This window comes from Nocardiopsis alba (assembly GCF_000710955.1).
GTDB lineage: Bacteria > Actinomycetota > Actinomycetes > Streptosporangiales > Streptosporangiaceae > Nocardiopsis > Nocardiopsis alba.
The window spans coordinates 142,051-168,527 of record NZ_BAZE01000007.1 but is presented as its reverse complement, the minus strand read 5'-3'; the positions used below and the strand labels follow the sequence as shown (position 1 = coordinate 168,527).

Below are 26,477 nucleotides of genomic sequence, written 5' to 3'. Positions count from 1 at the left end.
GATCTCCTTCCCCACCGATCAACTCGGTGTGCGCTGCCTGAAAGCACGATGGCGAAGAAGTCCGACACCACGTCCGCCGGTAAGGGTGACGCGAAGCAGCCGGGCCGGTTGAAGCAGATCGGCATGGTCGCCAAGGTCGTCCATCAGCAGAGTCCGCGTACGATCCCGCTCGCGATCACCGTCGCGGTCGTGATCCTCGCGATCTTCATCGGTATCGGCATCTGGACCGGTTCCTGGATCATCTGGCCGCTGACCGGTCTGCCCGTCGCCTTCCTGGTCGGCTTCATCATGTTCACCCGCTCGGCCCAGCGCGTGCAGTACAAGATGCTGGACGGCCGTCTGGGCGCCGGTATGGCGATCCTGGAGAACATGCGCGGCAACTGGGTGGTCGAGCCCGGTGTCGCCGCCAACAAGCAGATGGACGTGGTCCACCGCGTCGTGGGCCGTCCCGGCGTCATCCTCGTCGGCGAGGGCGACCCCGGCCGTCTGCGCGGCCTGATCGCGGGCGAGAAGAAGCGTGTGGCGCGCGTCGCCCACGACACGCCCATCTACGACTTCAAGGTCGGCAACGGCGAGGACCAGGTCCCGGTGTCCAAGCTCCAGCGGACCCTGGTGAAGCTGCCCAGGAACCTGGACAAGGCCGGCACCGCCGAGCTGAACTACCGGCTCAAGGCGCTGCCCGCCGCGATGCAGATGCCCAAGGGCCCCATGCCCAAGGGCGCCAAGCTGCCCAAGGGCATGCGCGGCCAGAGCGGCGGCACCGCCTGATCACGACCGTGCTCGCATGAGCTCTCACGGCGACCTTCGGGGCCGTCGCACCGATCGGTGCGACGGCCCCGTTCTCATGCGCCGGTCCCGGGTTCCGGCTCGTAGTCGATGAGGTCTCCGGGAAAGCAGTCCAGCTCCCGGCAGAGGGACGCCAGGGTGGAGAAGCGGATCGCCCTGGCCCGCTGGTTCTTGAGCACCGACAGGTTGACGATGGTGACACCGACCCGTTCGGCCAACTCGGTGAGGGTCATCCCGCGCTCGGCCAGGATCCGGTCCAGGTGGATCCTGATCCCGGTGGTCTCCTCCGGCGGCATCAGACGAGGCCTTCGACGTCGTGACGCAGCCGCGCGCCCCGTCGGAAGATCTCGGCGAGCGCCGCCAGGATCAGACCGACCAGGACCAGGGGCACCGTCCCGCCCTCCAGACCGAAGGTGAACGTGAGGGAGGGGTCCGTTCCCAGGGCCCGGCTCTCCAGCACCGCACCGGTGACCCCGGCGCAGGCCGGGACCAGGAGGGAGCCGGTGATCACCGTGAGGGCGACGGTGTAGGCGCGGCGCACGTTGGCGGCTGAGAACGGGTCCCCCTCGCGCAGGGACGGGAGCATGCGCAACAGCAGGTAGGCGACCAGGCCGATGGCCAGGGTCGTGAGCAGCGCGGGGGCCACGAGGAGCAGGCGTTCGCCCACCGAGGGGTCGTGGAAGACGAGCACCATCCGCTCGACCCCCTCGATGGTGACGTTCCCGTGGGGGACGACCCCCGTCACGGAGGTCGAGGCCTCGGAGGGCAGGGGCCTGGTGAGCAGGTCGAGTCCGGCCCTGCTGTCGGCACGGACGAAACCGAGCCCCCAGACCACCAGGAAGAGCCCGTGCAGAGCCTGGAGCGCCAGGAAGACGGCGAGGACGAAGGTGAGGATCACGGAGTCCGTCCGTGACCAGAGCAGTACGTGTCGGCGACTCATGGCACCACTTTCTTATCGATCATCGATATTAACGATAAACGATAATTTCTGGGCTCGGGACGGGGCCCCGGGTGGTCCGGGAACGCCGCGGGGGCGGGACCCCCGTTCGGAATCTCCGCCCCCGCGACCGCCGCGTCGTTCTCAGTCGCAGCTCACCTTGTCCGCCGCCGCGCTGTTGGTCTCCAGACCGTCCAGGACGTCGCCGCCGGACCCCCCGGACCCTTCGCCGCCGCCACCGCCGACACCGGACACCCCGGACCAGTCGGCGCCCATCACCAGCTCCAGGTCATCGCCCAGAGTGGGCTCCTCGACGACCTCCGCGCCACCGGTCAGGGCCGAGGCCAGGAGTTCGGCCTCCCCGTCCAGCCCCGCACCGTGGTAGACGGTCGTGGCCTCGGGGGCGCGCAGCTCGGGGTTGCCGGTACCGACGACACCGAAGCCCTCGGCCGCCAGCAGCGGTTCGACCTGCGCCCCCAGCCCGTCGATGCCGGTGTTGTTGAGCAACGTCAGGGAGACGTCGGAGGGCTCGACCTCGCTCTCCTCCTCCGAGGAGTCGGAGTCGTCGGAGCCCTCCTCCGGGTCCTCGGTGAGCTCACCGGCGGCCACCGCCGAGAAGAGCTCGGAGGCGTCGGGCTCCATGAGCTCGACCTTGTCCGGGTTGGGCTGGTAGTCCATGACGGGGGCGGTGACCATGTTCATCCGGCCCAGGTCGACCTCGCGCATCGCCGCGGCCAGCTCGGCCATCTTGGCGTTGTTGAACTGATCGTCGGTCACGAGGCTGTCGGTGACCGAGTCCAGGAACCCGGCGAGGTTGCCCGGACTGGTGAGGATGTCGCCCGAGGTGACCTCGCGCAGGATGGCGCCCATCATGCGCTGCTGGTTCTCGATCCGCCCCAGGTCGCTCCCGGTCTCCGTACTGTCCCGGGACCGGGCCAGGCCCAGCGCCTGCTCACCGTTGAGCCGCTGGGTCCCCGCGTCCAGGGTCAGATGCGCCTTGGGGTCGTCGATCGCCTCGGGGACGCACATCTCGATACCGCCGACGGAGTCGACGATCTGCTCGAAGCCCGCGAAGTCCACCAGGACCAGGTGGTCGAGGTGGATCCCGGTGACGGTCTCCACGGTATTGCCCTGGCAGTCCATCCCGCCGTAGGTCATGGCGTGGTTGATCTGGTCGACACCGCCGGCCCAGCCCTCGCCCTCCTCGCCGGGGTCGCACGGGGGGATGTCGACCATCGTGTCGCGCGGCAGGTTGACCATGGTCACCCCGCCCTGGTCGACGTCGATGCTGACGACGACCAGCACGTCCGGGCGGATGCCGTTGAGGTCGTTGTAGGCGGCGTCCTCCCCCGCCCTCTCGTCGGTGCCCAACAGGAGGATGTTGTTCACACCGTCGACCTGGGCGGGGCGATCGCCCCAACCATCGGGGTCCACATGGGCGGTCTGGATACCGAGGACGTCCTGGTAGAAGCCGTAGCCCACCAGACTTCCCGCGATGACCACGCCGGTCATCGCGCAGGCCGCCCACTTGCCGAGGGTCATCTTGGCGGCGACGGCGGCCGTAGACACGTTTCTTGGGGCCAACAGGGCACCTGCGATCCGTTCCGGGGCACGAGAGGGAGTGTCCGACCTGAGGGGGACCCGCCCCGGAGCTCGTTCCCCGGTCGGGTAATCGGACGTAACCCACCGGATGGTACCGGAACGGTCTCACCGTGTCAGATCCCGGTCATCGGCACGGCCCGCCCCACCCCCACTCCGACAGAGGGCGAAATCGCAGGTCATGGACGTGAGACGACGCCGGCGCCCCGAAGGACACCGACGTCGCCACCTCGATCCGCGAACCCTTAGCAGGCGCTCTCGGGCGCCTCCTCGGCGGTGACCCCGCCCAGGTCGTCGGTGATGGACAGATCGGTCTCGGCCGAGGAATCCCCGACGAAACCGTTCCAGTCGGCGCCGGCCACCAGCTCGAGGGTCTGCTCCAGCCCCTCGGCCTCCTCGATCTGGGCGTTCTCGAGGGTGCCGGCCAGCAGCTCGGCGGCGGCCTTGTCGTCGGGGCCGTAGTAGACGGTGGTGGCGTCGGGGACCCGGATCTCGGGGTTCCCCGTACCCGTGACCACGTAACCCTCCTGGGCCAGGACCGCCTGGATCTCCAGGGCCAGCCCGTCGATCCCGGTGTTGTTGAGGATCTCGACGGAGACCTCCTCGGGGGCCACCGGACTCTCGTCCGTCTCCTTGTCCGAGGAACCCGCGTCGTCGCCCCCGGACAGGTCGACCCCGGCGTTGATCGCCTCGAACAGCTCCGAGGCCTGGGGCTGGCTCATCATGATGCGGTTCTCGTCGTCGGGGTGCGCCCCGTTGGGGACGGTGACGAACTGGACCTTGCCCAGGTCGACCTCGCGCATCGAGATGGCGATGTCGGTCATGGTCTCGACGGTGAGCTCGTCGTCGGTGGTGATGGAGTCGGTCACGGCTCCCAGGAAGTTGGTGATCGTCACCGGGTTGGTCATGACCTCGCTGCTGAGGACCTCGCGCAGCATGGCGCCCATGAACTCCTGCTGACGGTCGATCCTGGACAGGTCGCTGCCGTCGCCCTGCGCGTAGCGGGAACGCACGAAGCCCAGGGAGTCCTCGCCGTCGAGCCTCTGGAGACCGGCCTCCAGCGTCAGGTGCGCCTTGGGGTCGTCGACCGGTTCGGGGATGCACATCTCCACGCCGCCGATGGCGTCCACCATGTCCTTGAACCCGACGAAGTCCATCATGATGAAGTGGTCCAGGTGGACACCGGTGACCTGCTCGACCACCTTCCACTGGCACCCCACCCCGCCGACGGTCATCGCGGAGTTGATCATGCCCTGGTGCGGGGACATGCCCTCGTAGCCCTCGCTCGGCTCACAGGCCGGCATGTCGACCATGAGGTCGCGGGGCAGGTTGACCAGGGTGGCGGCCCCGTTGTCCACGTTGACGCTGACGATGAGCATCGTGTCGGGGCGTTCGCCCTCGGCCACGCCGTAGTCGGCGTTCTCGCCGGAACGGACGTCGGAACCGATCACCAGGAGGTTCATGACCCCCTCGACGCTGGTGGGCCGATCCCACTCGTCGGTGTCGACCCGAGTGGTCGTGATGTTGCCGATCAGGCCCTGGTACCAGCCGTACCCGCCGAGCCCGGCGATGATGGTGAGCGCGGTCGCGATACAGGCGACCCAGTGCCCGGTGGACAACCGTGCGGCGCCCAGGGCGCCGGAGGCGCGGGGGGCGGATCGTTTTCCAGCCATGCGAACCTTCGGATGCGAAGAGACCTAGAGGGGGCGGGGTCAAGGCGGCCCACAGGTCGCGGCCCCGGGAAAGCTGTGAACGGATGCTAACAGCCGTACGGAAGAGGTACTGAACGCTTCGGTGGAGGATCCGACGCCGGGAGAGACGTGCCGTATTCGATCAGTAACGAGTGGTGATCGTCCCGGCGGCCCGGTCGTGCAGGCCGCGAGTGTCGCGATCGTACACCACGGCCGGGATGACCAGGCAGAGGAGCAGGGTACGCGCGGTCATGGACAGGAACCAGGGCCAGGTGCGCTCCCCCGTGGCCGTGATGCCGACGCCGACGATCCGCCGCCCGATCGTTGTACCGAAAAGGGTCAGCAGGACGATGTTCATCGCCGCGAACACCACCAGAGTGGACAGGGTGGTGAAGTTGGTCAGGGCCAGGGCCTCCTCCTCACCGCCGGAGGCGGCGGCCGCGGCCAGGTCCTGTCCGATCAGCCCGAGGGAGACGGCGCCCCACACCAGCAGGACGGCCAGGCCCCAGTCCAGCGCCAGGCCGACCAGACGTCGCATGACCCCGGGGACCGAACCGGGACCGTTCTCGGGCAGGCCGAGCCGGTTGCCCCGGTAGCGGAAGTCGTCGTCGGGGGTGGCGGCCGACCGGCTCTTGTCACTCATGTCATTCACGGTATAGGCACGTCGTGGGCGCGCGTACGCGGGTCGAGGGGGCCGGTGCGATACCGGTCTCGCACCGGGGTGGCGATGGTCACCGGCAGACCCCGGGAACATCCCGTTTCACCCGTGGAACACGCGGAACCAGCAGGTGGAAGGACACATCGCCCGCGGACGGCCGGCTCCGTAACATGCAGGAAACAATCGAGACATGGCGTGGAAATCACGCGCTCATAGCTTCGAAGAGAAGCCGGGAGACGGTGCGGCCCGACCCCTGAGGGGCCGGAGGGCCGCCGTCTCAGCCACCTGCACGGAGGTTCCGTTTTGTTCAGCAGCGTCGATGAGGTGCTCGCTTACATCCGCGACGAGGACGTCAAGTTCCTCGACGTCCGTTTCTCGGACCTGTTCGGGGGTGTGAACCACGTCACCCTTCCGGTGGAGAACGTCGACGAGTCCACGTTCACCGAGGGCCAGATGTTCGACGGCTCCTCGATCCGCGGCTTCCAGGCCATCCACGAGTCCGACATGCTGCTGCTCCCCGACCTGAGCACCGGCGTCCTCGACCCGTTCCGCAAGCACAAGACGTTGAACATGACGTTCTTCGTCCACGACCCGCTCACCCTGGAGTCCTACAGCCGCGACCCGCGCAACATCGCGCGCAAGGCCGAGGCCTACCTGCGCGGCTCCGGTGTGGCCGACACGGCGTTCTTCGGTCCCGAGGCCGAGTTCTACATCTTCGACGACGTCAAGTTCGAGACGCGTTCGAACACCGGCTACTACGAGATCGACTCCATCGAGGGCGCCTGGAACACCGGCTCCTCCATCGAGGGCGGCAACCGCGGCTACCGTCCGCGCTACAAGGGCGGCTACTTCCCGGTCGAGCCGGTCGACCACTACAGCGACCTGCGCTCGGACATGGTCCGCGCCCTGATCGACGCCGGCATCGAGGTCGAGCTCCAGCACCACGAGGTCGGCACCGCCGGGCAGGCCGAGATCGGCATCAAGTTCGGCACCCTCCTGAGCTCGGCCGACCAGATCCAGCTCTACAAGTACATCGTGAAGAACGTCGCCAACGAGGCCGGCAAGACCGCGACGTTCATGCCCAAGCCGCTCTTCGGCGACAACGGCTCCGGCATGCACTGCCACCAGAGCCTGTGGAAGGACGGCGAGCCGCTCTTCTTCGACGAGTCCGGCTACGGTCAGCTCTCCGACATGGCCCGCCACTACATCGGCGGTCTGCTCAAGCACGCCCCGGCGCTGCTGGCCTTCACCAACCCGACGGTGAACTCCTACCACCGTCTGGTGCCGGGTTACGAGGCCCCGATCAACCTGGTCTACAGCCAGCGCAACCGTTCGGCCTGCATCCGTCTGCCGCTCACCGGGTCCAACCCCAAGGCGAAGCGGATCGAGTACCGCGTTCCGGACCCCTCGGCCAACCCGTACCTGGCCTTCTCCGCCATGCTGATGGCCGGTCTGGACGGTATCCGCAACAAGATCGAGCCGCCGGAGCCGGTCGACAAGGACCTCTACGAGCTGCCCCCGGCCGAGGCCGAGGCCATCGAGACGGTCCCCGCGTCCCTGGACGCGGCCCTGGAGGCCCTGGAGAACGACTACGAGTTCCTCCTGGAGGGCGGGGTCTTCACCAAGGACCTGATCGACACCTACATCGACTACAAGCGCACCGAGGAGATCGAGTCGCTGCGCCTGCGCCCGCACCCGCGTGAGTTCGAGCTCTACTACGACGTCTAAGGACGTACGACGCCGGACGCGCGCCCTCCCTTCCGGAGGGCGCGCGTCCGGCGTTCGCGGTCACTCGATGAGGGCCTCGGCGGCGTCGACGAGGAGCTCGTCCATCTCCTCCTCGGTGAGGGCCTGGTCGATGTCGTCCCTGCCGATCGACATGGCCGCGACGAACACCCCGCCGGGCAGATGCAGGAGGGCGCCGCGTCCGGTGTCGACCTCTCCCATGTCACTGATCTCCAGGAGACCGCCCAGCTCGCTCGCCCGGTCGGTCAGGTACAGCTCCCGGTCCTGTGACTCGGCCACGACCTCGTAGTTGTCCTCGATGTCGGGCATGTCGGCCAGCGTGAAGCCCTCCGAGTAGACCAGGTTCACGCCGTTCTGGGCCTCATGGCTTCCGAAGAGGCAGCGGATCCCGCCCTCATCGGTCGTCTCCTCGTTGACCCGTTCCACGTCGGCGGGCTGGTAGTCCCGTACGACGTCGAGGGCGCCCGCCGCGTCGCAGTCCTCGGGGAAGGCGAACTCCGGCGGGACCTCCTCGGCCTCGGTCGTCGGCTCCTCGTCCACGGCGGCCTCCTCCGTCGGGGCCGTCTCCTCCTCGGGGACGGCCTCCTCTCCGCCACAGGCCGTGAGAGCGAAGGTCACGGCGGCGGTGAGGGCCAGGAGGCGTGCGGGGCGGTGGGGCATGTCGGTCCTTCGATGTCGGGGGAGACCTCGTTCCTCCCCTACGATCCCGCCCGTCTCCGCCCCGTTCGATGACGTGGATCACCACCCGCCGCCACCCGGGCCCGCCGTTTCCGGCTCCTCCGGCTACCGTTGACGCGTGGCAAGGGACGGAAGAACCAACATGACAGCGGGCGCGCTCGCCCGACGCGGTTTCGGTGACAGCGTCCGGGCCTTGAGCCTGGTGACGGCGGCCGGGTTGGACACCTCGGACGACGTCGACGTCATCGGCGCCCTCGGTGCCGCCGCCGACCCCGACCAGGCCCTGTTGGGTCTGGTCCGGCTGTTGGAGACCTCTCCCGACCCCGACGAGGTGCGCTCCGCCCTGCGCCGGGAGTCGGATCTGAGGGAGCGTCTGTGCCGGGTGCTGGGGGCGGGCACGGCCCTGACCGACCACCTGGTGCGCCATCCCGAGGACTGGCGGGAGCTGCGCGGCGCCGACGCCGCGCGCACCCCTGAACCGGAGGAGGCGCGTCGAGGGCTGCTGCACACCGTCGGCGCCCATCCCGACGACGAGGCCCCGGTGGCCGACCCCGCCGTGGTGGAGGGTGACGGGGCGGATCCCTCCGCGACCCTGCGCCATACGCTGCGGGTCGCCTACCGCCGCCGTCTACTGCGTCTGGTCGGGCGGGACCTGACCGGGGTGAACTCGGTCGAGGAGGTCGCGGCCGAACTCTCCGACCTGGCCTCCTCCCTGCTGGACGCGGCGTTGGCGGTGGCCCGGTGGGAGTCCCCCGAGGACGCGGCGCTGTGCCGGCTGAGCGTGATCGGCATGGGCAAGTGCGGCGGGCGGGAACTGAACTACGTCAGCGACGTGGACGTCGTGTTCGTCGCCGAACCCGTCGGTGACGCGGACGAGCAGGCGGCCCTGCGCGCGGCCACCGGGCTGGCCACCGCGATGATGCGGATCCCGGCGGAGACCGACGCCGAGGGCACCTTGTGGGAGGTCGACCCGGCTCTGCGCCCCGAGGGCAGGAACGGCCCGCTGGTGCGGACCCTGGCGAGCCATGTGGCCTACTACGAACGGTGGGCCAAGACCTGGGAGTTCCAGGCCCTGCTCAAGGCCCGTCCGATCGCCGGGGACGTCGCCCTGGGGCGTGCCTACGGCGAGGCGATCTCCCCCATGGTGTGGGAGTCCTCCGGGCGCAAGGGCTTCGTGGAGGACGTCCAGGCGATGCGGCGCCGCGTGGTGGCGCACATCCCCACCGGCGAGGCCGAACGGGAGCTGAAGCTGGGGCCGGGCGGCCTGCGCGACATCGAGTTCTCCGTACAGCTCCTCCAACTGGTCCACGGACGCACCGACGAGCGGTTGCGTTCGGGCAACACCCTGCGCGCGCTGACGGCCCTGTCCGAGCACGGCTACGTGGGGCGCGGCGACGCGGCCGGACTCACCGAGGCCTACCGTTTCCTCCGCCGCACCGAACACCTGTTGCAGTTGGAGCGGCTCCGCCGGACCCACCTGATGCCCGATCCGGACAGCCCGGACGGCCCCGCCCGGCTGCGCGGTCTGGGACGGGCCCTGGGCTTCACCGCCGACCCGGTCCGGGAGCTGACCGAGGCCCGTAAGCGGGTGTCGGCCGAGGTGCGGCGTCTGCACGAGAAGCTCTTCTATCGGCCGCTGCTCAACGCGGTGGCCAAGCTTCCCGAGGGCGAGGCGCGGCTCTCCCCCGGACAGGCCGAGGACCGGCTGGGCGCCCTGGGGTTCGCCGATCCGCGCGGGGCGCTGCGGCACCTGGAGTCGTTGACGTCGGGGATCTCTCGAAGGGCGGCGATCCAACGCACCCTGTTGCCCGTGATGTTGGGCTGGTTCGCCGACTCCCCCGATCCGGACGCGGGCCTGTTGGGGTTCCGCCAGGTCAGCGAGGCGCTCGGCACCACCCCGTGGTACCTGAGGCTGCTGCGCGACGACGTGCGGGTGGCCGAGCGGATGGCGTGGCTGCTGGGAACCAGCCGTTACGTGACCGAACTCCTGCTGCGCGCCCCCGGGTCGGTGGCCACGCTGGCCGACGACGCCGATCTGCGGAGCCGTCCGCCCCGCACACTGATGGCCGAGGCGGACGCGGCGCTGCGCCGCTACGACACCCCGGAGGAGGCGGTGTCGGCGGTACGCGCCCTGCGCCGCCGGGAACTGCTGCGCACGGCCTCGGCCGACCTGCTCGGGGTCTCCTCCGTGGAGGAGGTCGGTTCGGCGTTGACCGATATCGCCGCCGTGACCATCGACGCCGCTCTGCGCGCCGCCTACAAGAAGGTGGTGGCCGACTTCGGGGGCGAGGAGCTCACCCGCGTGTGCGTGGTGGCCATGGGCCGGTTCGGCGGCGGTGAGCTGACCTACGCCAGCGACGCCGACGTGATCTACGTGCACGACCCGTTCCCCGGGGCGGACGGTGGCGAGGCCACCCGTCAGGCGATGGCGATCGTGCGAGAGCTCGCCCGGCTCCTGGAGATACCGCAGGCCGAGCCGCCATTGAAGCTGGACACCGATCTGCGTCCCGAGGGCCGGAGCGGGCCGGTCGTACGCACCCTGGACTCCTACGCCGCCTACTACCGGCGCTGGTCCCAGGTGTGGGAGAGCCAGGCCCTGCTGCGGGCGCGTCCGATCGCCGGCGACCACGGACTGCGTTCGGCCTTCCTCGCCCTGGTGGATCCCCTCCGGTATCCGGACGGGGGGATCGACACCTCGGCGGTGTTGGAGATCCGCAAGTTGAAGGCGCGCATGGAGGCCGAGCGGCTGCCGCGCGGGGCCGACCCGACCCTGCACACCAAGCTGGGACGGGGCGGGCTCTCGGACGTGGAGTGGGTGGCGCAGTCGCTCCAGCTCCGTCACGCCCACGAGCATCCCGACCTGCGGACGACCGGCACGTTGGAGACGCTGCGGGTCGCGGTCGCCCACGGTCTGTTGAGCGCCGAGGACGGCGTGGTCCTGGAGCGGGCCTGGCGGTTGGCCTCCCGCGTGCGGGGCATGGTGATGCTCGTACGCGGACGCCCCGGCGACTCGCTCCCCTCCGACCTGCGGGTGCGGGCCGCGTTGGGCGAGGCCATGGGCTACCGCGACTCCTCGGACGACGACGAGAGCGACGTCGAGGCGGAGGGGCCCGCCGAGCAGTTGACCGAGACCTACCTGCGCGCCACCCGGCGGGCCCGCGCGGTGATGGAGCGGGTCTTCTACGACGACTGAGGGCGAGCGGGGAGGACCACCGTGACGAGGAGTCCTCCCCCGGGGCGCGCCTCCAGGGTCAGGGTGCCGCCGTGGACGTCCACGACCCGGGAGACCAGGGCCAGTCCCAGACCGTGTCCCTCTCCGTCCCGGCGGGTCCGGCCCTCTCCTCGCAGGAAGGGTTCGGTGAGCCGGGCGACGCTCTCCGGTGACAGCGTCGCCCCGGTGTTCTCGGTGCGCAACACGGCCGAACCGTCCCGATCCCGATCGACCGAGACCCTCGCCCATCCTTCGCCGATGTTGTGCCGCAGCGTGTTGCGGACCAGGTTGTCGGCCAGCCGCAGCAGCAGTTCGGCGTCTCCGGTCACCGGCGCGGCGCGAAGGTCGGATCGCAGATCGACGCCGCGCCGCCGGGCCTCCTCCGCTGCCTCCTCGACGGCCTGACCGACGGGATCGGCCAGGTCCAAGGGGCGGGCCGCGGCGGTGACGGCGTCGACGTCGGCCAGCCGCAGCAGCGCCTCGGTGAGGTCGACCGCTCGGGCGTTGACCCTGGACAGGCGCTCGATCAGGGCGGGGTCGTGGCCGGGCTCTCTGCGGGCCACGTCGAGCATGGTGGCGGTGATCGCCAGCGGGGTGCGCAGTTCGTGCGAGGCGTTGGCGGCGAACCTCTCCTGGACGGCGAAGGCGTCCTGGAGACGGTCGAGCATGTGGTCGAAGGCGTCCGCCAGCCGACGGAACTCGTCGTCGGGCCCTTCCAGACGGATCCGGTGGTCCAGGCCGCCGGCGGCGACGGCGCGGACCGCGGCGTCGATGCGGCGTAGTGGCCGCAGCACCCAGCCGGCCAGAAGCCAGCCACCGCCGAGACCGATGACGGCCAGCGCGGCCAGGACCCACAGTGAGACGTCCACGAGGGCGGAGAGGATCTCCCCTCGGGAGGTGATCCCGACATCGGAGAGGCTGGGGTCGGAGCTGGTCAGCGGGTAGTCGGGGATGAAGCGGACGACGACGTAGACGCCGACCAGGATCGCCGCCCCGGCCACGACCAGGAACGCCGCGTAGCCCAGGGTGAGACGGAGACGGGCGCTGACCGGCAGCCCCGGACGCCGGGGCGCCCGGCTCATCGTTCCCGCTCCGGGTCGACCAGGCGGTAGCCGACACCGGGGACGGTGACGATCGGGTCCGGGTCGCCCAACACCCTGCGCAGGTGCGAGACCGCGACCCGGGGCGCGGTGGTGAAGGGGTCGGCGTGCTCGTCCCACACCTTCTCCAACAGGGTCTCGGCGGTGACCACGGCCCCGTCGGCGCGCATCAGCAGTTCGAGGACGGCGAACTGTTTACGCGGCAGCCGCAGGGGACGACCGCCCCGGTGGGCCTCCCGACGGTAGGGGTCCAAGCGCAGGTCGCCGCAATGGAGCACCGGATCGACGGCGGTGGCCGGGCGGCGGGCCAGGGCGCGCAGACGCATCACCAGTTCCTCCAGGGCGAACGGCTTGGTGAGGTAGTCGTCGGCCCCCAGCGAGAAACCGTCGACCTTGTCCCGCAGCCGGCCCGCGGCGGTGAGCATGATGATCCGGGTTCCGGGATGGTCGCGGACCAGGACGGCGCACACCTCGTCGCCGTGGGTCCCGGGGATGTCCCGGTCCAGGACGACGGCGTCGTAGTCGTTGACGGCCACGCGCTCCAACGCCCGGTCTCCGTCGAGCGCGATGTCGGCGGCGATGGCCTCCTGGCGCAGACCCGCTTGAAGGGCCTCGGCCATGTAGGGCTCGTCCTCGACGACCAGTACGCGCATGCCGTGTCCTCCCTCGTCGGCGGCCTCCCCGGCCGCCCGGTCCCGAGTCTAGGGACGCACCCTGTTGCGGAAGTGTTGCGTGATCACTCGACACGGACGCAACGCCCCTCTTGATGGTCTGGCCCCGCACGTCGGGCACCGGCCCGGCTCCGAACGAAGGGGGAGACCCGTGGGTGCGGTACACCGTCGGACGATGATCGCGGCCCTGGCGGCCGTGTTGGCGGCCGGAGGCTGCGCGGCCCCGCCGGAGGGTGTCGAGGGCGGCGGTGCCCTGCTGGTGCTGCCGGGACCGGTGGGCGGATCCGACGAACCGACCGAGGCCGACGGGTACGTTCCGGTCGGCGAGGGGCTGGAGGTCGACGCCGACGTCCCCGCGTTGACCGGACTGGATCCGAAGCTGCTGGCCGCGGTGCGAGAGGCCGCGGCGGACGCCCTGGACTCCGGGGTCGACGTGGTGATCGTCACCGGGGGCTGGCGGAGCGAGCGCTATCAGGAACACCTGTGGGAGGAGGCGCTGCGCGAACACGGCGACGAGGAGGAGGCTCGCCGGTGGGTGGCCGCTCCCGACACCTCCTCCCACGTTCACGGGGACGCCGTGGACATCGGGTACACGAACGCGGCGGACTGGTTCTCCCGCTTCGGGTACGAGTACGGGCTCTGTCAGACCTACGCCAACGAGATGTGGCACTACGAGCTGACCGTCGACCCCGGGGAGCCGTGCCCGCCCCCGCTCGCCGACGCCTCCGAGGAACGCGGAGGCGCCCCCGACCACGAGAATCGAGGGCGCTGAGGGGCGTGGATCAGCCGCGACCCCAGGTGACCGCGGCGGCGGGGCCGACCCGGTTGTCACCGGGCTCCCAGTCGGCGGTGCCGTCGGTGTCCACACGGACGAGTTTCCACTCGGCGTCGGGGGCGATGTCGACGTTCCCCCGCCACTCGGGATAGGCGTCGGCGTCCGTGCTCAGGCGCACCCCGTTCGCGGGCTCCCAGGAGCCGAGTTCGGGGGTCGAACCGACCACGTGGACCTCCTGACCGGGACGGGTCTCGACGGTCGCGGTCAGGGTCCCCGGCTCGCCGGGCCCCTCTCCCCCGCCGTCGCACCCTTCCTCGCACTCGCCGCCCACGTGCAGGGCCAGGGCGCCCTCGTCGAGAACGGTGGCGGTGACCCGGCCGTCGGCGACCGTGGCGGTGCCCGGGCCGGCGGCGTTGTCGTAGGCGCCGTCGGGCAGGGAGGTCGGGGCGCTCAGCGACCAGGCCTGACCTGAGGCGTTGAAGGCCGCGAAACCGGTCTCGCCCCGGTCGAAGGCCACGCGCGCCGACCCGTCGCGCAGGCGCTCGGTCAGGTCGGTGCCCTCCACCGCGTTGCGGAAGGAGACCATGCCGGCGACGGTCTCGTTCCGGTGCTCGCAGACCCAGTCGCTCCCCGAGCAGTCGCTGTCGGCGGTGATCCATCCGGCCGGGTTGCCGTCGACCTCGCCGATGCTGGGCGGCCCCTCGCTCACGTTGCCCCGGAAGTCGTAGCTCGACATCACCACGGGCGTTCCGTAGGGGTGGGCGAGCATGAAGGCGGTGGCCAGGTGGTAGCGGTCGCCGTCGAGGTAGGTGAGGGTCGGCTCGTAGCGCTGGGTGTCGTGGTTGTCGACGAAGACCACCGACTCGTCACCGGTGAGCCCGCCGAAGTCGGGCATCGAGGTCAGGTCGGCGATGTTCCCGTCGGCGAAGGACGACGCGAGATTGCGCTGGTGATCGAAGTTGGTGACCTGACCGTAGGGCGTGTACGCGGTGTAGGGGATCGTCTGGTCGCCGTAGACCTCGTGGTAGACGCGCGGGGCGCCGCCGAAGCCGGGGACCTCGTCCAAGGCGCCGATGATCGCGCCCATGTCGTCCTCGGGGACGTGCTTGGAGGCGTCCACGCGGAAGCCGCCGACCCCCAGGGCGACCAGCCCGTTGAGGTAGCGGACGATCTGTGCCCGGACCTCGGGGTCACCGGTGTTCAGGTCGGCGAGTCCGAGGAGCTGACAGTTCTGCACCTCCTCCTTGTCCTGCCAGTTCTCGATCGTCTCGTAGCAGGGGCCGAAGTCCTCGTAGGTGTAGGAGGCCTCGCCGTCGCCGAACAGGTCGGGGTACTCGTACAGTTCCCAGTCGGTTCCGGCGCTGCCGGGGCCCTCGTTCTCGCGGGGGCCGGTCATGTGGTTGATGACGGCGTCGACGTAGATCCGGACGCCTTGGTCGGCACAGGTCTCGACCATGTTCCGGAACTCCTCGGCGGTGCCGCGCCGGGTGTTGTCGATGCGGTAGGACACCGGCTGGTAGTCCTGCCACCAGGGGTGGTTCCCACCTTCAGCGGTCGGGACGACCACGTGTTCCTGGGGCGGGGAGACCTGGACGCCTCCGTAGCCCCGCGGACCGAGGAAGTCGACGCACTCCGCGGCGACCGAGTCCCAGTTCCATTGGAAGAGGTGGACGATGGTGTCGCCGGCCTCCTGGGCCGCGGCGGGGGTCGGGGAGGGCGGTGCCGCGTCGGCGGCGGCCGTGGCGGGGGCCGTCAGCAGGCCGGTTCCCAACAACACGGCCGCGGCCAGGGCGCCGAGCCGGGGTGTTCTCATGTGCGCTCCTTGGGGGTTCCGCGGTGGGGACACACCACCCCACCGTCGTTCTCTTGCAGTACTTGCAAGAGTTTGCGTGAGCGTGACGAAGGTAACACGGAGATCTCCCCCTGGGAACCGCCCCTCACCTCCCCTTCATCCGCGCGATACCGATGACCTCAACGAAAACACGCGCAAGTTTTCCGCAAGATGTCAGCAAGAGGAGCCGGCGCGAAGGCACGAAAAAGCCGGGGGCGGGTCGGAATCCGACCCGCCCCCGGCGAAGATCCGGCCAGGACACTACCGGTGCCCTCGACTCCTACCAGAAGACCGCCACGGCGATGTTCAGGACGGCGAGCGCCCCGGCGGTGATCGCCAGGTTCTTCGCGGGCTTGCGCTGGTTGAGCACGGCGATCACGACGACCGTCAGGGCGACGACCAGCTTGACCCCGATCTTGATGTGGTTCATCTCCGCCACGTCGCCCATCTCGGCGACGCCGACCAGCAGCAGGCCGGTGACGAACTGGAGCAGGGAGCTGTGCAGCATGACCTTGGTGGCCTTGACGTTGTCGGTCATCAACTGCATCAGGAAACCGGCGATGATGCCGGCCAGGCCGATCATGTGCAGGAAGACGAGCACCGAGTAGAGAATGTCCATGCCGACACACTACTACGCGTTGTAGTTTTCACGTCCGCCACAGCGTCCCCCATGACGTAACGAATCGGACACCCGTTCAGGCGCGGCGGGCGGCGGGGCCCCACTGGCGCCAGAACATCCACGCCAGCAACATCAACGCGCCCGCGCCCATCGCGCGGATCATCGTGTCCCGGTCGAACACGTCGCCCACCCGGGAGAACATCGTCGGCTCCGCGATCAGGAGCGTCTCGCTCGCGCAGGCCGTCGGTTCCTCGTCCCGGTCCAACAGCAGACAGGCCGTGCTCACCGCCCTGGCGTCGGCCGGCGCCGTCTCGGAGACCCGGACCCGCACGGTGCGCACGGCCTCCTCCCCCGCGGGAAGGTCGATCCGCCAGTTGGCGACCCCCTCCTCCAATACACCGTCCTGGCCGACCTCCACCACCTCCAGCGGGGCGGGAACGTGCTGGGCCAGGAGAGCCCCCTCGGCGCGTTCGGCCCCGTCGTTGGTCACCGTCGCCCGGTAGACGAACTCCTCGCCGGGCATCGGCGAGGGAGCGTCCCCGGACAGGGCCACGCTCGTCGCCTCGGCACCGGACTCCGAGGGCGTCGCCTCCGAGGAGCCCCCCTCGCCGTCCGCCGCCACCGGGGCGGACGACAGCAGAAGGACGGCCGCCACCCCCAGGACCGCGCTCGCCCTCGCGCGCCCCGATCCCCGCGCGTCGACGCGCCCGCCACCGTTCCCGAAACCGTCCGGCGTCATCCCGTACCTCTCTGGTATCCACGCTGTGACACCAACAGACAACTACGGGTCACGCCGTTCCAGGGGGTGGTGACACGCCCCGCACCTCTATCTCGATGGACCGGGCCCCCTGGTGGCCGACCACTCACCGTGAAAACGGGGGTCATAATGGCCGACATGCCCCTCATATCAGGAAAGGCCACCTGTTATGCCTCTGCATGATGGGTGGGCCCGAAGGCTCGGGGTGTCTTAGGAGATCTCACGGAGGTCTTAGACGGGGGTGCCCGGCTCACGGATCGCGCCCGCGGAAAGCGGTATTTCTCCCCATGTGGCCCCGGGGTTCTCAGCGGCATCGTCGTGAGCGGGTCGGAAGAGCACCGATCCCGCGACATCCGAGGGGGACCCCATGACCTATGACGACCTTCGTTCCGCCAACGCCCACGCCCTGCGCGACGAGCGTCTCCGCCAGGCCGAACTCGCGCGGCGCGCCCGTCGACTGCGTGAGCAGGAGAGGCGTGACCGCCGTCGCCCGGAACGACGGGCCCGGAGAGCATAATGGGCGCCATGCCCCTTATCTCCGACATCAGCCCTGTCTTCGTCGGCCGCCGGGACCAGCTCCGTCTCCTCGCCGACCAGGCCGAACGGGCCCGCTCCGGCGGCTCCGAGACGCTGCTGGTCGGCGGCGAGGCCGGGGTCGGCAAGAGCCGTCTGGTCTCCGAGTTCGTCGAGACCCGGACCCGGGGCGCCGTGTTCGCCGGAGCCTGCCTGCAACTGGGCGAGGACGGACTGTCCTACGCCCCCTTCACCGCGGTGCTCCGCCAGGTCCTGCGCGACCTCGGCCGAGAGGTCTTCGAGACCGCGGCCCCGGGAGGGATCGGCGAGTTCGCGCGGCTCCTGCCCGAACTGGGCGAGGCGCCGCGGGACCGACGGGAGAACCGGGGCATCCTCTTCGAACAGCTGTTGCGCCTGTTCGGCGGTCTCGGCGGGGAAGAGGGCGTCACCATCGTGTTGGAGGACCTGCACTGGGCCGACGGGGCCACCCGCGACCTCCTGGTCTTCCTCGTCCGCAACCTGGACCGCCCCGGCGTACAGATCATCGGCACCTACCGCAGCGACGATCTGCACCGTTCCCACCCGCTGCGCCGTCTCCTGCCCGCGCTCGAACGCCTGCCCGGGGTCGGACGGATCCATCTGGAACCGCTCACCCGGGAGGAGGTGGCCGCCCAGGCCCGGGCGATCCGGGGCGACGATCTCACCCCCTCCCAGATCGACTCCCTCTACCGGCGCAGCGAAGGGGTCCCCCTGTACGTGGAGGCCCTGGCCTCGGCCGAGACCTGCCCGACCGAAGAGGACCCCGACCTGCCGGACCACTTCCGCGACCTGCTCCTGGAACCGCTCCACCGGTTCGACGAGACGGCCTGGAGCGTCCTGCACGCGGTCGCGGCGGGGGCCATCGGCGGCGGTGTCGAACACGAGACGCTCTACCACGCCGTCGGTCTCCCCGAACGGGAACTGGAGGCGACTCTGCGCCTCCTGGTCGACGCGAACGTGCTGCGCGCGGGGCGGACCGACTACCGGTTCCGGCACGCCCTGCTGCGCGACGCCGTCCACGGGGAGATCCTCCCCGGGCCGCACGCCCGCCTCCACCTGCGGTTCGCCCAACTGATCGACGAGTATCCCGACACGGTCCCCTCGGAGCGCCGCGCCGCCGAGCAGGCGCACCACTACCAGGCCGCCCACGACCTGCCGCGAGCGCTCCAGGCCGCCTGGTGGGCGGCGGTCCGGGCCGGGGAGGCCCTGGCCTTCGACGAGGAGCTGGCCATGGTGGAACGGGTCCTGGACCTGTGGGACCGGGTGCCCGACGCGCGGGAACGGGTCCAGAACCGCTCCCGTGCCCAGGTCGTGGACCGGGCCGCGGGCGCCGCGTTGGACTCGGGACGCCCGAAGCGGGCCCTGGAGCTCTTGGACACGGCCCTGGCCGAACTGCCCGAGGAACCCGAGGACGATGAGACCCGCATGATCAGGGCGGTCCTGCTCCGCGAACGCGGCCAGGCCCTGTCCCAGGGGGTGCGGGACGGTGGGCTGCCGGACCTGGTGCGCGCCCTGGAGATGCATCCGCCGCATATGCCGGGGTACGCGCGGCTGTTGGCCGCTCTCGCCAAAGAGAGCCGTCTGGCACGGGCCGACCGCGAGGAGACCCCCGACCAACGGCTGCTGACCCGACTGCTCAGGGCCGGGCTCGGCCCCCGCGCGCTGGCCGAGCGTGCCATAGATGTGGCCACCCGGGAGGAGACCGCCGATCCCCGGGGAGAGGTCGACGCCCTGATCGTCCTGGGCGGTCTGCTCATGGAGGAGGGCGACGTCGAAGGGGGACGCCCGCTCATGGAGCGGGGCACCCTGCGCGCGGTGGAGCTGACCGACCCGATACTCGAAGCGCGCGGCGCGGGCAACCTCGGCCACCATCTCCGAGAACTGGGCCGGCACGAGGAGGGGATGGAGGTCCTGCGGAGCTCCCTGGCCCGACACGATCGGCTGGGCTGGGCGTCGGTGCACCGGGCCTTCAACCACCAGAACGTGGCGGAGATCCTCTTCGAGATGGGGCGTCTGGGCGAGGCCCGGGAGCTGTCCGACCACACGGTGACCGCCGCGACCGAGCGGGTCCGGGTGCACTGCGTCCTGACGGTCCAGGCCCGCGCCGCGGCGGCCCAGGGCGACCTGGAGGCGGCCCGTCGGGCCACGGGGCCCAAGGGAGATCGGAGCATACTGAACGCCCATCGGATGAACGTCCTTCAGCTGCACGCCCTGGCCGCGGTGGACACCTCCCTGGCCGAGGGCGATCCAGAGGAGGCGCTGGACCTGTCCCGGACGCTCCTGAACCGGACGGCCCTGGAGAGGTTCCCCGGCTACACCTGGCCGTTGCTGGAGGCGATGGCCGAGGCCGCGCGCCAGGGCGACGATCCGAAGGTGGCCGAGCGGGTACTGCGGGTGGCGGAACGGACGGACGTGGTCGGTTCGATCATGCCCGCCTATTCCGCCTCGATCGCCGCCCTGGTCACGGAGACCGTGGGCGATGACGCGGGTCCGCTGTGGAAGGGCGCCGTGAAGGCGTGGGAGCCGCTTCCCATGCCGCTGTACCTGGCCCGGGCCCGGTTGCGCGAGGCCGAGGTCGGCGCCGCCCGCGATCGTGATCTGGCGATGTGCCGGGTGCGTCAGGTGTACGCGACGGCCGTCGAGTGCGGGGCGTCCCCCTTGGCGGCCTCCGCCGAGGGGTTGGCGCGCAGGCTCGGGGTCGGGGTCTCGGACGAGGCCCCGGCCCCGAGGACGCCGGCGGGGTTGACCGCCCGTGAGACGGAGGTGCTCCGGCTGCTCGCGGAGGGCGCCACCAACGCCCGGATCGCCGAGGCCCTGTTCATCTCGCCCAAGACCGCCAGCGTCCACGTCTCCAACATCCTCGCCAAACTCGACGTCCCCAACCGCGCCACCGCCGGAGCCCACGCCCGAAGGCTCGGGGTGGCCTGACTCACCCGGCGCCGTCGCCGTCGGAGGACGGGGCGTCCAGGACGATCCCCTCCACGACCCGGGCGACCAGGGTGTCCAGGTCGCCCTCGGGCGCCAGCACCCCCGGCAGGGTGAGGTGTTCGGTGACCATCCAGTTCAGGGCCAGGTAGAGGATCAGGACGGTGTCGCGGCCGCCCGGCATCCTCGATTCCTCGTGGAAGGCGATGTTGGCGTCCAGGTCGGCGCGGACCCGCGCGGTGAGGTCACGGCGCAGATCGGGGCGGCGGGTGGCCTCCAACTGGAGTTCCAGGGTGGCGAGGTAGACCTCGGGGTCCGAGACCATGCGCGTGATCGTGGCGCGCATGACCTCGACGAGCTTGGCGCGGTCCCGGGGGCCGACCAGCACGTCGTCCCACTCGGCCTGTCCGGGCATGAAGCGTTCGTAGGTGCGCACGCTCGTCTGGGCGAGCAGGTCGTCGCGGTCGGCGAAGTAGTTGGAGGCGGTGCCCGCGGGCACCCCCGCCCTGGTGTCGACCGCACGGAAGGTGAGTCCTCGGGCGCCCTCCTCCGCGAGGGCCGCGATGGCGGCGTCCAGCAGCGCGGCGCGTCGTTCCGGGTTCCTGACCATGGTTCTTCCTCTCCTCGGGTCTTTTCCGTTGCCAAACCACTATGCATGGAGTACTTTATCCGTAGTACTTCAACCATAGTGGTCAACCGGCCGCGGAAGTACCCCTTTCTCTCAAGGAGATGTATGCGAACCCTCACCTACTTCGTCGCGGTCTCGATCGACGGCTACGCCTGCGGGCCCGACGGCTCCTACGACTTCTACGAGGCGCCCGACCCCGGCGGCGACCTCGGGGACAACGGACGTTTCCACGTCGAGGAGTACCCCGAACTCCTGCCCACCGCCGCACGCGTCCACCTCGGTCTGGACGTGCCCAACAAGCACTTCGACACCATGCTCCAGGGCCGCGGCTCCTATCGGATCGCCCTCGACGAGGGCATCACCAGCCCCTACGACCACATGCGCGAATACGTCTTCTCCCGTTCCCTGCCCACCGACATCGATCCCAACGTCACCATCGTGGCCGGCGACCCCCTGGAGACCGTTCGCGAACTCAAGCGAGAGGACGGCCCCCTGGGCATCTGCGTCGTCGGCGGCCCCCGCATCGCTGGCACCCTCCTGCCCGAGATCGACGAACTCATGATCAAGCGCTACCCCGTCGTCGCGGGTCACGGGCGCCCCCTCTTCGAGGGCGCCGCCTTCGACCCCGCGCGCTTCGCACGGGTCGAGAGCCACACCTTCGAGGGCGGGGCCGACTACACCCTCTTCCGCCGGATCACACCCGAAGCGCCTTGAGCGGCGCGGCCCCGCCCCACCGGCTCGCGGACCGCGCACCGCCCCCGAGGACGCCCTCGGCACGGTGTGGTCCGCGAGCCCTCGATCAACGGTCATAATGCGTGTGCGGGGGGACGGACCGGGCAGGACGCTCGGGAAACACCCCGGAAACATCCGCACGGCAGACTGGTTCCGGACGACGTGTCCGGTAGGGCTCCAAGGTCGACGGACCGGAACCGGGGCCGACCGGCATCGAGGAAGGTTGATCGTGAATCGACAGCAGGAATTCGTGCTCCGCACGCTGGAGGAGCGCGACATCCGGTTCGTGCGGCTGTGGTTCACCGACGTGCTCGGGTACCTCAAGTCCGTGGCGGTGGCACCGGCCGAACTGGAGGCCGCCTTCTCCGAGGGCATCGGTTTCGACGGGTCCGCGATCGAGGGGTTCGCCCGGGTCTACGAGGCCGACATGCTCGCCCAACCCGACCCCGGCACCTTCCAGGTGCTCCCCTGGCGCAACGAACCGCACGGCACCGCTCGCATGTACTGCGACATCCTCATGCCCGACGGTTCGCCCTCGCCGGCCGACCCGCGCCACGTGCTCAAGCGTCAGCTCGGCAAGGCCTCCGATCTGGGCTTCACCTTCTACACGCACCCCGAGATCGAGTTCTACCTGCTCAAGAAGTTCCCCGAGCACGGGGAGTTCCCCGAACCGAACGACTCGGGCGGCTACTTCGACCACACACCGCACAACAGCGCCCACGACTTCCGTCGCAACGCGATCAACATGCTGGAGGCCATGGGCATCTCGGTGGAGTTCAGCCACCACGAGGGCGGCCCCGGCCAGCAGGAGATCGACCTGCGCTACGCCGACGCGCTGACCACCGCCGACAACATCATGACCTTCCGACTGGTCATGAAGGAGGTCGCGATGGAGCAGGGCGTGTACGCGACCTTCATGCCCAAGCCCTTCACCGAGTACCCCGGCTCGGGCATGCACACCCACCTGTCCCTGTTCGAAGGCGACCGCAACGCCTTCTACGAGCCCGGCGCCGAGTACCAGCTCTCCAAGGTGGGGCGCGGGTTCATAGCCGGTCTGCTGCGACACGCCGACGAGATCGCCGCCGTCACCAACCAGTGGGTGAACTCCTACAAGCGGCTGTGGGACGACCCGGCGGCCTCCGCCGGCATGGGCGGGGAGGCGCCCGCCTACATCTGCTGGGGTCACAACAACCGGTCCGCCCTGGTCCGGGTGCCCATGTACAAGCCGGGCAAGTCCAACTCCAGCCGGATCGAGATCCGTTCGCTGGACAGCGCCACCAACCCCTACCTGGCCTACTCGGTGATCCTGGCCGCCGGGCTGAAGGGCATCGAGGAGGGGTACGAGCTGCCCCCGGGCGCCGAGGACGACGTGTGGGCGTTGACCGACGCCGAGCGCAGGGCGCTGGGGATCAGGCCGCTTCCGCAGAGCCTGGACGAGGCCCTGCGCCTGATGGAGAACAGCGAGCTCGTGGCCGAGACCCTCGGCGAGCACGTGTTCGACTTCTTCCTGCGTAACAAGAAGGCGGAGTGGAACTCCTACCGCCGCCAGGTGACGCCCTACGAGCTACAGCGCTACCTGCCCACCCTCTGAGGTCGGTCTTCGAGGCCCCGTCGAACCCAAGCCCGTTCGGCGGGGCCTCGGCCGTGTTCACCCGAGCCCGAGTTCGCGGGCCTTGGCGGCGGCCGCCGTCCGGTTCTCCACACCCAACTTGGCCATCAGGTTCGTGACGTGCACGCTCACCGTCTTGGGCGAGATGAACAACGCCTCCCCCACCTCACGGTTGCTCAGCCCCCGGGCCACCTCCACCAACACCTCCACCTCACGCGAGGTCAACCCGGCCGGCGGAACCGCGCGTTCCGGAGCGGAGGCGGTCAGGGCGGCCCGCATCCGCTCGTTCCGTTCGGGAAGACCGAGCCCGGTGCGCCCGTGCAGTTCCTCGACGCGCTCCAGCATCTCCCGCGCCCGGTCCCTCCGTCCCAGGGCGAGCAGATCGCGGAAGGCCCCGGACCAGGCGTCCATCCGGGTGAGGACGTCGGCCCGCTCCGCCAGGGGCAGAGCCCGTTCCCAGTGTTCGAGCGCCTTGGCGGGGTCGGACTCCAACCACCCGAGGGCCAGGTGCCGGCCGAGTCGGGCCGCCGGCGTGGTCGGTCGGTCCTCGCGTTCCAACACCTCCAGCAACAGCCCGGCCAGCCTCTCCGCGAGCTCGGTGTCCCCGGCATCGGCGCGGTTCCGCAGGAGGTCGACCAGTTCGGCCCACACGAACAGGTCGTGGTAGGCGTGGCGGGTGTTGCCGATGAGCCCGATGTCCTCCTCCCCCTCGAAGGCCAGACGCGCGGCCTCGGCCGGTCGGGGCTCCGGGCCGTTCACCAGCAGGAGCATCCGGCCGTGGTAGTGGGTGAGGTACTCCATCGCCGAACTGCGATCGCGGGGCAGCAGACGGACGAACGCGGCCAAGGCCCTCTCTACGCCCTCCCAATCGCCCCGCGCCATGTGGATCCGGATCATGAGCCCCTGTCGGCGGGCGGCGATGAGGTCCTCATCGGCGGGATGGTCGGCCAACACCCGCTCGGCCTCCTCGACCCGGCCCAGGGAGATCAGGTAGAGGGCGACCCCGTTGGCGTAACCGCCGCCCTGACTGCGCAGGACCCCGAGCTCGGCGCAGCGCTCCAGGATCTCCCACGACAGTTCCAGGCCGCGCTCGATCTCCAGACGCCGATGCATGTTGCTCGCCAGGTTGTTGAGTCCGCGCAGCTCCACCTGGACCTCACCCGTCTCCCGGGCTATCCCGATCCCCTCACGGAGCAACTCCTCCGGCTCGTTCGAGTCGACCGCCTCCAGCAGGGTGCCCAGGGTGACGAGGGCGTCGGCCTCGCTCGCCCGATCACCGACCGACCGGGCCAGGCGGACGGCGGACCGCGCGAACTCCTCCGCCTCCGTCTCGAACCCCTGGAGCATCAGCACCGAGGCGGTGGCGGCGGTGATGGCGGCCTGTTCGACGTGGCCCTCCGGCAGGAGCCGGGCGGCGGCCCGCAGGTCGTCCAGGGCCGCGGTACGGCCCAGGTCCTTGTAGGCGCGGGCCCGCGCCACCAGCAGACGGGCGGACGTTTCGAGGTCGGTCTCCGGGTCGAGGTCGGCGAGCCCCTCGGTGGCGTGGTCGACGGCGCGGCGCAGGTCACCGGTGACCTGCGCGGCCAGGCAGCCCCGCAGCAGAACCCCGCTGCGGGGCAGGGAGAGCCGTTCGGCGGCGTCGGGCACCGATTCCCACAGTTCCAGGACCCGTTCGAGCAGATCGAGGTGTTCGGGGTGGGCCGCCGAGACGAGCGCCCGTTCGGCCGCCTCCCAGGAGGCGACGAGGGCGCGTGGATGGTCGTGCGCCGCGTAGGCGTGGTGGGCCAGGTGGAAGGCTGTCGTGGCGCCGGACAGCCCGGGGACCCCCGCCTCCAGTGCCTCGGCGTAGCGGCGGTGCGCGCGGATCCGCCGTCCGGGCAGCAGGTCGCCCTCGACCGCCTCCGCCAGCAGGGCGTGCCGGAACACGTAGCCGGTGTCGGTCGCGGTGAGCACCCGGGCGTCGACCGCCGGACGCAGGGCCTCGTCCAGCTCGTCCTCGCCGATCCCGGAACGTTCGGCCACCGCCGAGAGAAGGGCGTGGTCGACCCGGTCTCCGGCGACCGAGGCCAGCCCCAGGACCTCGCGGGTGGTGTCGGGGAGGGGCTCGACCCGGCGCATGAGGAGTTCACGCGGCCCGTCGGGGACCCCGGCCCCGTCGGCGACGCCCACGAAGGACTCGACGAACAGGGGGTTGCCGCCGCTGCGCTCGTGGATCAGGTCCAGGTCGGTGCCGCTGAGCGGGGATCCGCCCAGCGCGGCGGCCTGTTCCGCGACCTCCTCCCGAGAGAGCGGACCCAGGTCCAGTCGGGACACTCGGGGCAGCCGCTCCAGCTCGGGCAGGAGGGGCCGCAGCGGATGGGTGCGGTGCAGGTCGTCGACGCGCACCGAGACCACGAGGTGGACCGGAACGGTGTGCAGGTTGCGCAGCAGAAAGACCAGCAGGTCGCGGGTGGAGGCGTCGGACCAGTGCAGGTCCTCCACCACCAGACCGAGTCCGCCGGGGCGGGCACGCTCCTCCAGGAGGGTCAGCACCGCCTCGAACAGCCGGGCCCGCCCGTTGTCGTCCGTCGAGGGGAGACCGTCTCCCCCGGCCTCACCCGGGAGCAGACCGGCCAGCCCCACGTCGTCGAAGGGCCGTTCGCCACCGCGTGACAGGGCGCGGACCAGGGCGGTGAAGGGGGCATAGGCGATGCCCTCCGTCCCCAGCTCCAGGCAGGCCCCCAGAGCGGTCCGCTCCACGGGGGTGCGCTCCAGGTACTCGGTGAGCAGCCGTGACTTGCCGATCCCGGCGTCCCCGCACAGCAGGGTCGTCCGGGTCTCCCCCGACAGGGCACGCCGGGCGTCGGTGAGGAGATGGTCCAGGTGGCGTGCGCGGCCCACGAAGACCGAGCTCTCGGAGGGGGACATAGAGGTCAGTATGCCCGGAACGAGGGGCACACGGTCGAGTGTCGGGGCTCGGTTCCGTACCGTTC

21 protein-coding genes are annotated in these 26,477 nt (G+C 70.4%); 8 read left to right on the top strand and 13 right to left on the bottom strand.

Features of this window, described 5'->3' with window-relative positions; all coding sequences use genetic code 11:
- Positions 1 to 48: 48 nt before the first annotated feature.
- Positions 49 to 768, top strand: a complete 720-nt coding sequence (locus TR33_RS14860; RefSeq protein WP_014909057.1) for a DUF4191 domain-containing protein — start codon at positions 49 to 51, stop codon at positions 766 to 768.
- A gap of 74 nt (positions 769 to 842) precedes the next feature.
- Here the strand turns inward: TR33_RS14860 and TR33_RS14855 are convergent, their stop codons facing one another.
- The 5 genes from TR33_RS14855 to TR33_RS14835 form a co-directional block, all read right to left on the bottom strand.
- The gene (locus TR33_RS14855; RefSeq protein WP_042283744.1) at positions 843 to 1,082 is read right to left on the bottom strand and encodes a helix-turn-helix domain-containing protein; all 240 of its coding nucleotides are present in this window, start codon (positions 1,080 to 1,082) and stop codon (positions 843 to 845) included.
- Complete coding sequence (locus TR33_RS14850) at positions 1,082 to 1,726, bottom strand: DUF2975 domain-containing protein (protein ID WP_017535100.1); 645 nt, start codon at positions 1,724 to 1,726, stop codon at positions 1,082 to 1,084. The genes TR33_RS14855 and TR33_RS14850 overlap by 1 nt, the downstream gene beginning before the upstream one ends.
- A 141-nt stretch (positions 1,727 to 1,867) precedes the next feature.
- On the bottom strand, positions 1,868 to 3,292 hold the full coding sequence (locus TR33_RS14845) for an LCP family protein (protein WP_042283742.1): 1,425 nt from the start codon (positions 3,290 to 3,292) through the stop codon (positions 1,868 to 1,870).
- A gap of 275 nt (positions 3,293 to 3,567) precedes the next feature.
- On the bottom strand, positions 3,568 to 4,995 hold the full coding sequence (locus tag TR33_RS14840; protein WP_042283741.1) for an LCP family protein: 1,428 nt from the start codon (positions 4,993 to 4,995) through the stop codon (positions 3,568 to 3,570).
- Between the two features lie 160 nt (positions 4,996 to 5,155).
- Complete coding sequence (locus TR33_RS14835; RefSeq protein ID WP_026125093.1) at positions 5,156 to 5,656, bottom strand: RDD family protein; 501 nt, start codon at positions 5,654 to 5,656, stop codon at positions 5,156 to 5,158.
- A gap of 318 nt (positions 5,657 to 5,974) precedes the next feature.
- On the opposite strand from TR33_RS14835, the gene glnA reads away from it, so the two are divergent.
- Positions 5,975 to 7,399, top strand: a complete 1,425-nt coding sequence (glnA, locus tag TR33_RS14830) for a type I glutamate--ammonia ligase (protein WP_014908758.1) — start codon at positions 5,975 to 5,977, stop codon at positions 7,397 to 7,399.
- Between the two features lie 60 nt (positions 7,400 to 7,459).
- Here glnA and TR33_RS14825 read toward each other — a convergent pair whose 3' ends face one another.
- Positions 7,460 to 8,077 (bottom strand): hypothetical protein, encoded by a 618-nt coding sequence (locus TR33_RS14825; RefSeq protein WP_042283739.1) that lies wholly within the window; start codon positions 8,075 to 8,077, stop codon positions 7,460 to 7,462.
- 160 nt (positions 8,078 to 8,237) lie between these two features.
- Between TR33_RS14825 and TR33_RS14820 the strand changes: the two genes are divergently transcribed.
- Positions 8,238 to 11,288 (top strand): bifunctional [glutamine synthetase] adenylyltransferase/[glutamine synthetase]-adenylyl-L-tyrosine phosphorylase, encoded by a 3,051-nt coding sequence (locus TR33_RS14820; RefSeq protein WP_017535096.1) that lies wholly within the window; start codon positions 8,238 to 8,240, stop codon positions 11,286 to 11,288.
- Here TR33_RS14820 and TR33_RS14815 read toward each other — a convergent pair.
- Together TR33_RS14815 and TR33_RS14810 are read right to left on the bottom strand one after the other, a co-directional pair.
- A complete protein-coding gene (locus TR33_RS14815; protein WP_042283738.1) occupies positions 11,276 to 12,388 on the bottom strand; it encodes a sensor histidine kinase in 1,113 nt (370 codons plus the stop codon). The two genes, TR33_RS14820 and TR33_RS14815, sit on opposite strands and share 13 nt — an antisense overlap.
- Positions 12,385 to 13,059, bottom strand: coding sequence for a response regulator transcription factor (locus TR33_RS14810; protein ID WP_042283736.1), 675 nt, complete (start codon positions 13,057 to 13,059; stop codon positions 12,385 to 12,387). The genes TR33_RS14815 and TR33_RS14810 overlap by 4 nt, the downstream gene beginning before the upstream one ends.
- Positions 13,060 to 13,228: 169 nt before the next feature.
- Between TR33_RS14810 and TR33_RS14805 the strand changes: the two genes are divergently transcribed.
- Positions 13,229 to 13,849 (top strand): M15 family metallopeptidase, encoded by a 621-nt coding sequence (locus TR33_RS14805; RefSeq protein ID WP_234305851.1) that lies wholly within the window; start codon positions 13,229 to 13,231, stop codon positions 13,847 to 13,849.
- A 10-nt stretch (positions 13,850 to 13,859) separates the two neighbouring features.
- Here TR33_RS14805 and TR33_RS14800 read toward each other — a convergent pair whose 3' ends face one another.
- The 3 genes from TR33_RS14800 to TR33_RS14790 all read right to left on the bottom strand — a co-directional run bounded on the left by TR33_RS14800 (position 13,860) and on the right by TR33_RS14790 (position 17,041).
- Complete coding sequence (locus TR33_RS14800; protein WP_042283733.1) at positions 13,860 to 15,665, bottom strand: carbohydrate-binding module family 20 domain-containing protein; 1,806 nt, start codon at positions 15,663 to 15,665, stop codon at positions 13,860 to 13,862.
- Between the two features lie 298 nt (positions 15,666 to 15,963).
- Positions 15,964 to 16,302 (bottom strand): hypothetical protein, encoded by a 339-nt coding sequence (locus TR33_RS14795; RefSeq protein WP_014909896.1) that lies wholly within the window; start codon positions 16,300 to 16,302, stop codon positions 15,964 to 15,966.
- Between the two features lie 76 nt (positions 16,303 to 16,378).
- Entirely contained in the window at positions 16,379 to 17,041 is a 663-nt protein-coding gene (locus TR33_RS14790) for a COG1361 family protein (RefSeq protein WP_042283731.1), read from the bottom strand.
- Positions 17,042 to 17,426: 385 nt separating this feature from the next.
- Between TR33_RS14790 and TR33_RS26920 the strand changes: the two genes are divergently transcribed.
- Positions 17,427 to 17,576 carry a hypothetical protein gene (locus tag TR33_RS26920; protein WP_199806144.1) on the top strand — a complete coding sequence of 50 codons (150 nt, stop codon included), beginning with the start codon at positions 17,427 to 17,429 and terminating at the stop codon, positions 17,574 to 17,576.
- Entirely contained in the window at positions 17,576 to 20,539 is a 2,964-nt protein-coding gene (locus TR33_RS14785; RefSeq protein ID WP_042283730.1) for a helix-turn-helix transcriptional regulator, read from the top strand. The genes TR33_RS26920 and TR33_RS14785 overlap by 1 nt, the downstream gene beginning before the upstream one ends.
- Before the next feature lies 1 nt (position 20,540).
- Here the strand turns inward: TR33_RS14785 and TR33_RS14780 are convergent, their stop codons facing one another.
- On the bottom strand, positions 20,541 to 21,146 hold the full coding sequence (locus tag TR33_RS14780) for a TetR/AcrR family transcriptional regulator (protein WP_017535087.1): 606 nt from the start codon (positions 21,144 to 21,146) through the stop codon (positions 20,541 to 20,543).
- Between the two features lie 123 nt (positions 21,147 to 21,269).
- Between TR33_RS14780 and TR33_RS14775 the strand changes: the two genes are divergently transcribed.
- Both TR33_RS14775 and TR33_RS14770 read left to right on the top strand, forming a co-directional pair.
- Positions 21,270 to 21,878 carry a dihydrofolate reductase family protein gene (locus TR33_RS14775; RefSeq protein WP_042283729.1) on the top strand — a complete coding sequence of 203 codons (609 nt, stop codon included), beginning with the start codon at positions 21,270 to 21,272 and terminating at the stop codon, positions 21,876 to 21,878.
- 247 nt (positions 21,879 to 22,125) lie between these two features.
- Positions 22,126 to 23,487 (top strand): gamma-glutamylpolyamine synthetase GlnA2, encoded by a 1,362-nt coding sequence (locus tag TR33_RS14770; RefSeq protein ID WP_014911719.1) that lies wholly within the window; start codon positions 22,126 to 22,128, stop codon positions 23,485 to 23,487.
- 57 nt (positions 23,488 to 23,544) lie between these two features.
- Here TR33_RS14770 and TR33_RS14765 read toward each other — a convergent pair whose 3' ends face one another.
- Positions 23,545 to 26,412: a helix-turn-helix transcriptional regulator gene (locus tag TR33_RS14765; RefSeq protein WP_042283787.1), complete on the bottom strand. Its 2,868-nt coding sequence runs from the start codon at positions 26,410 to 26,412 to the stop codon at positions 23,545 to 23,547.
- Between the last annotated feature and the right edge of the window lie 65 nt (positions 26,413 to 26,477).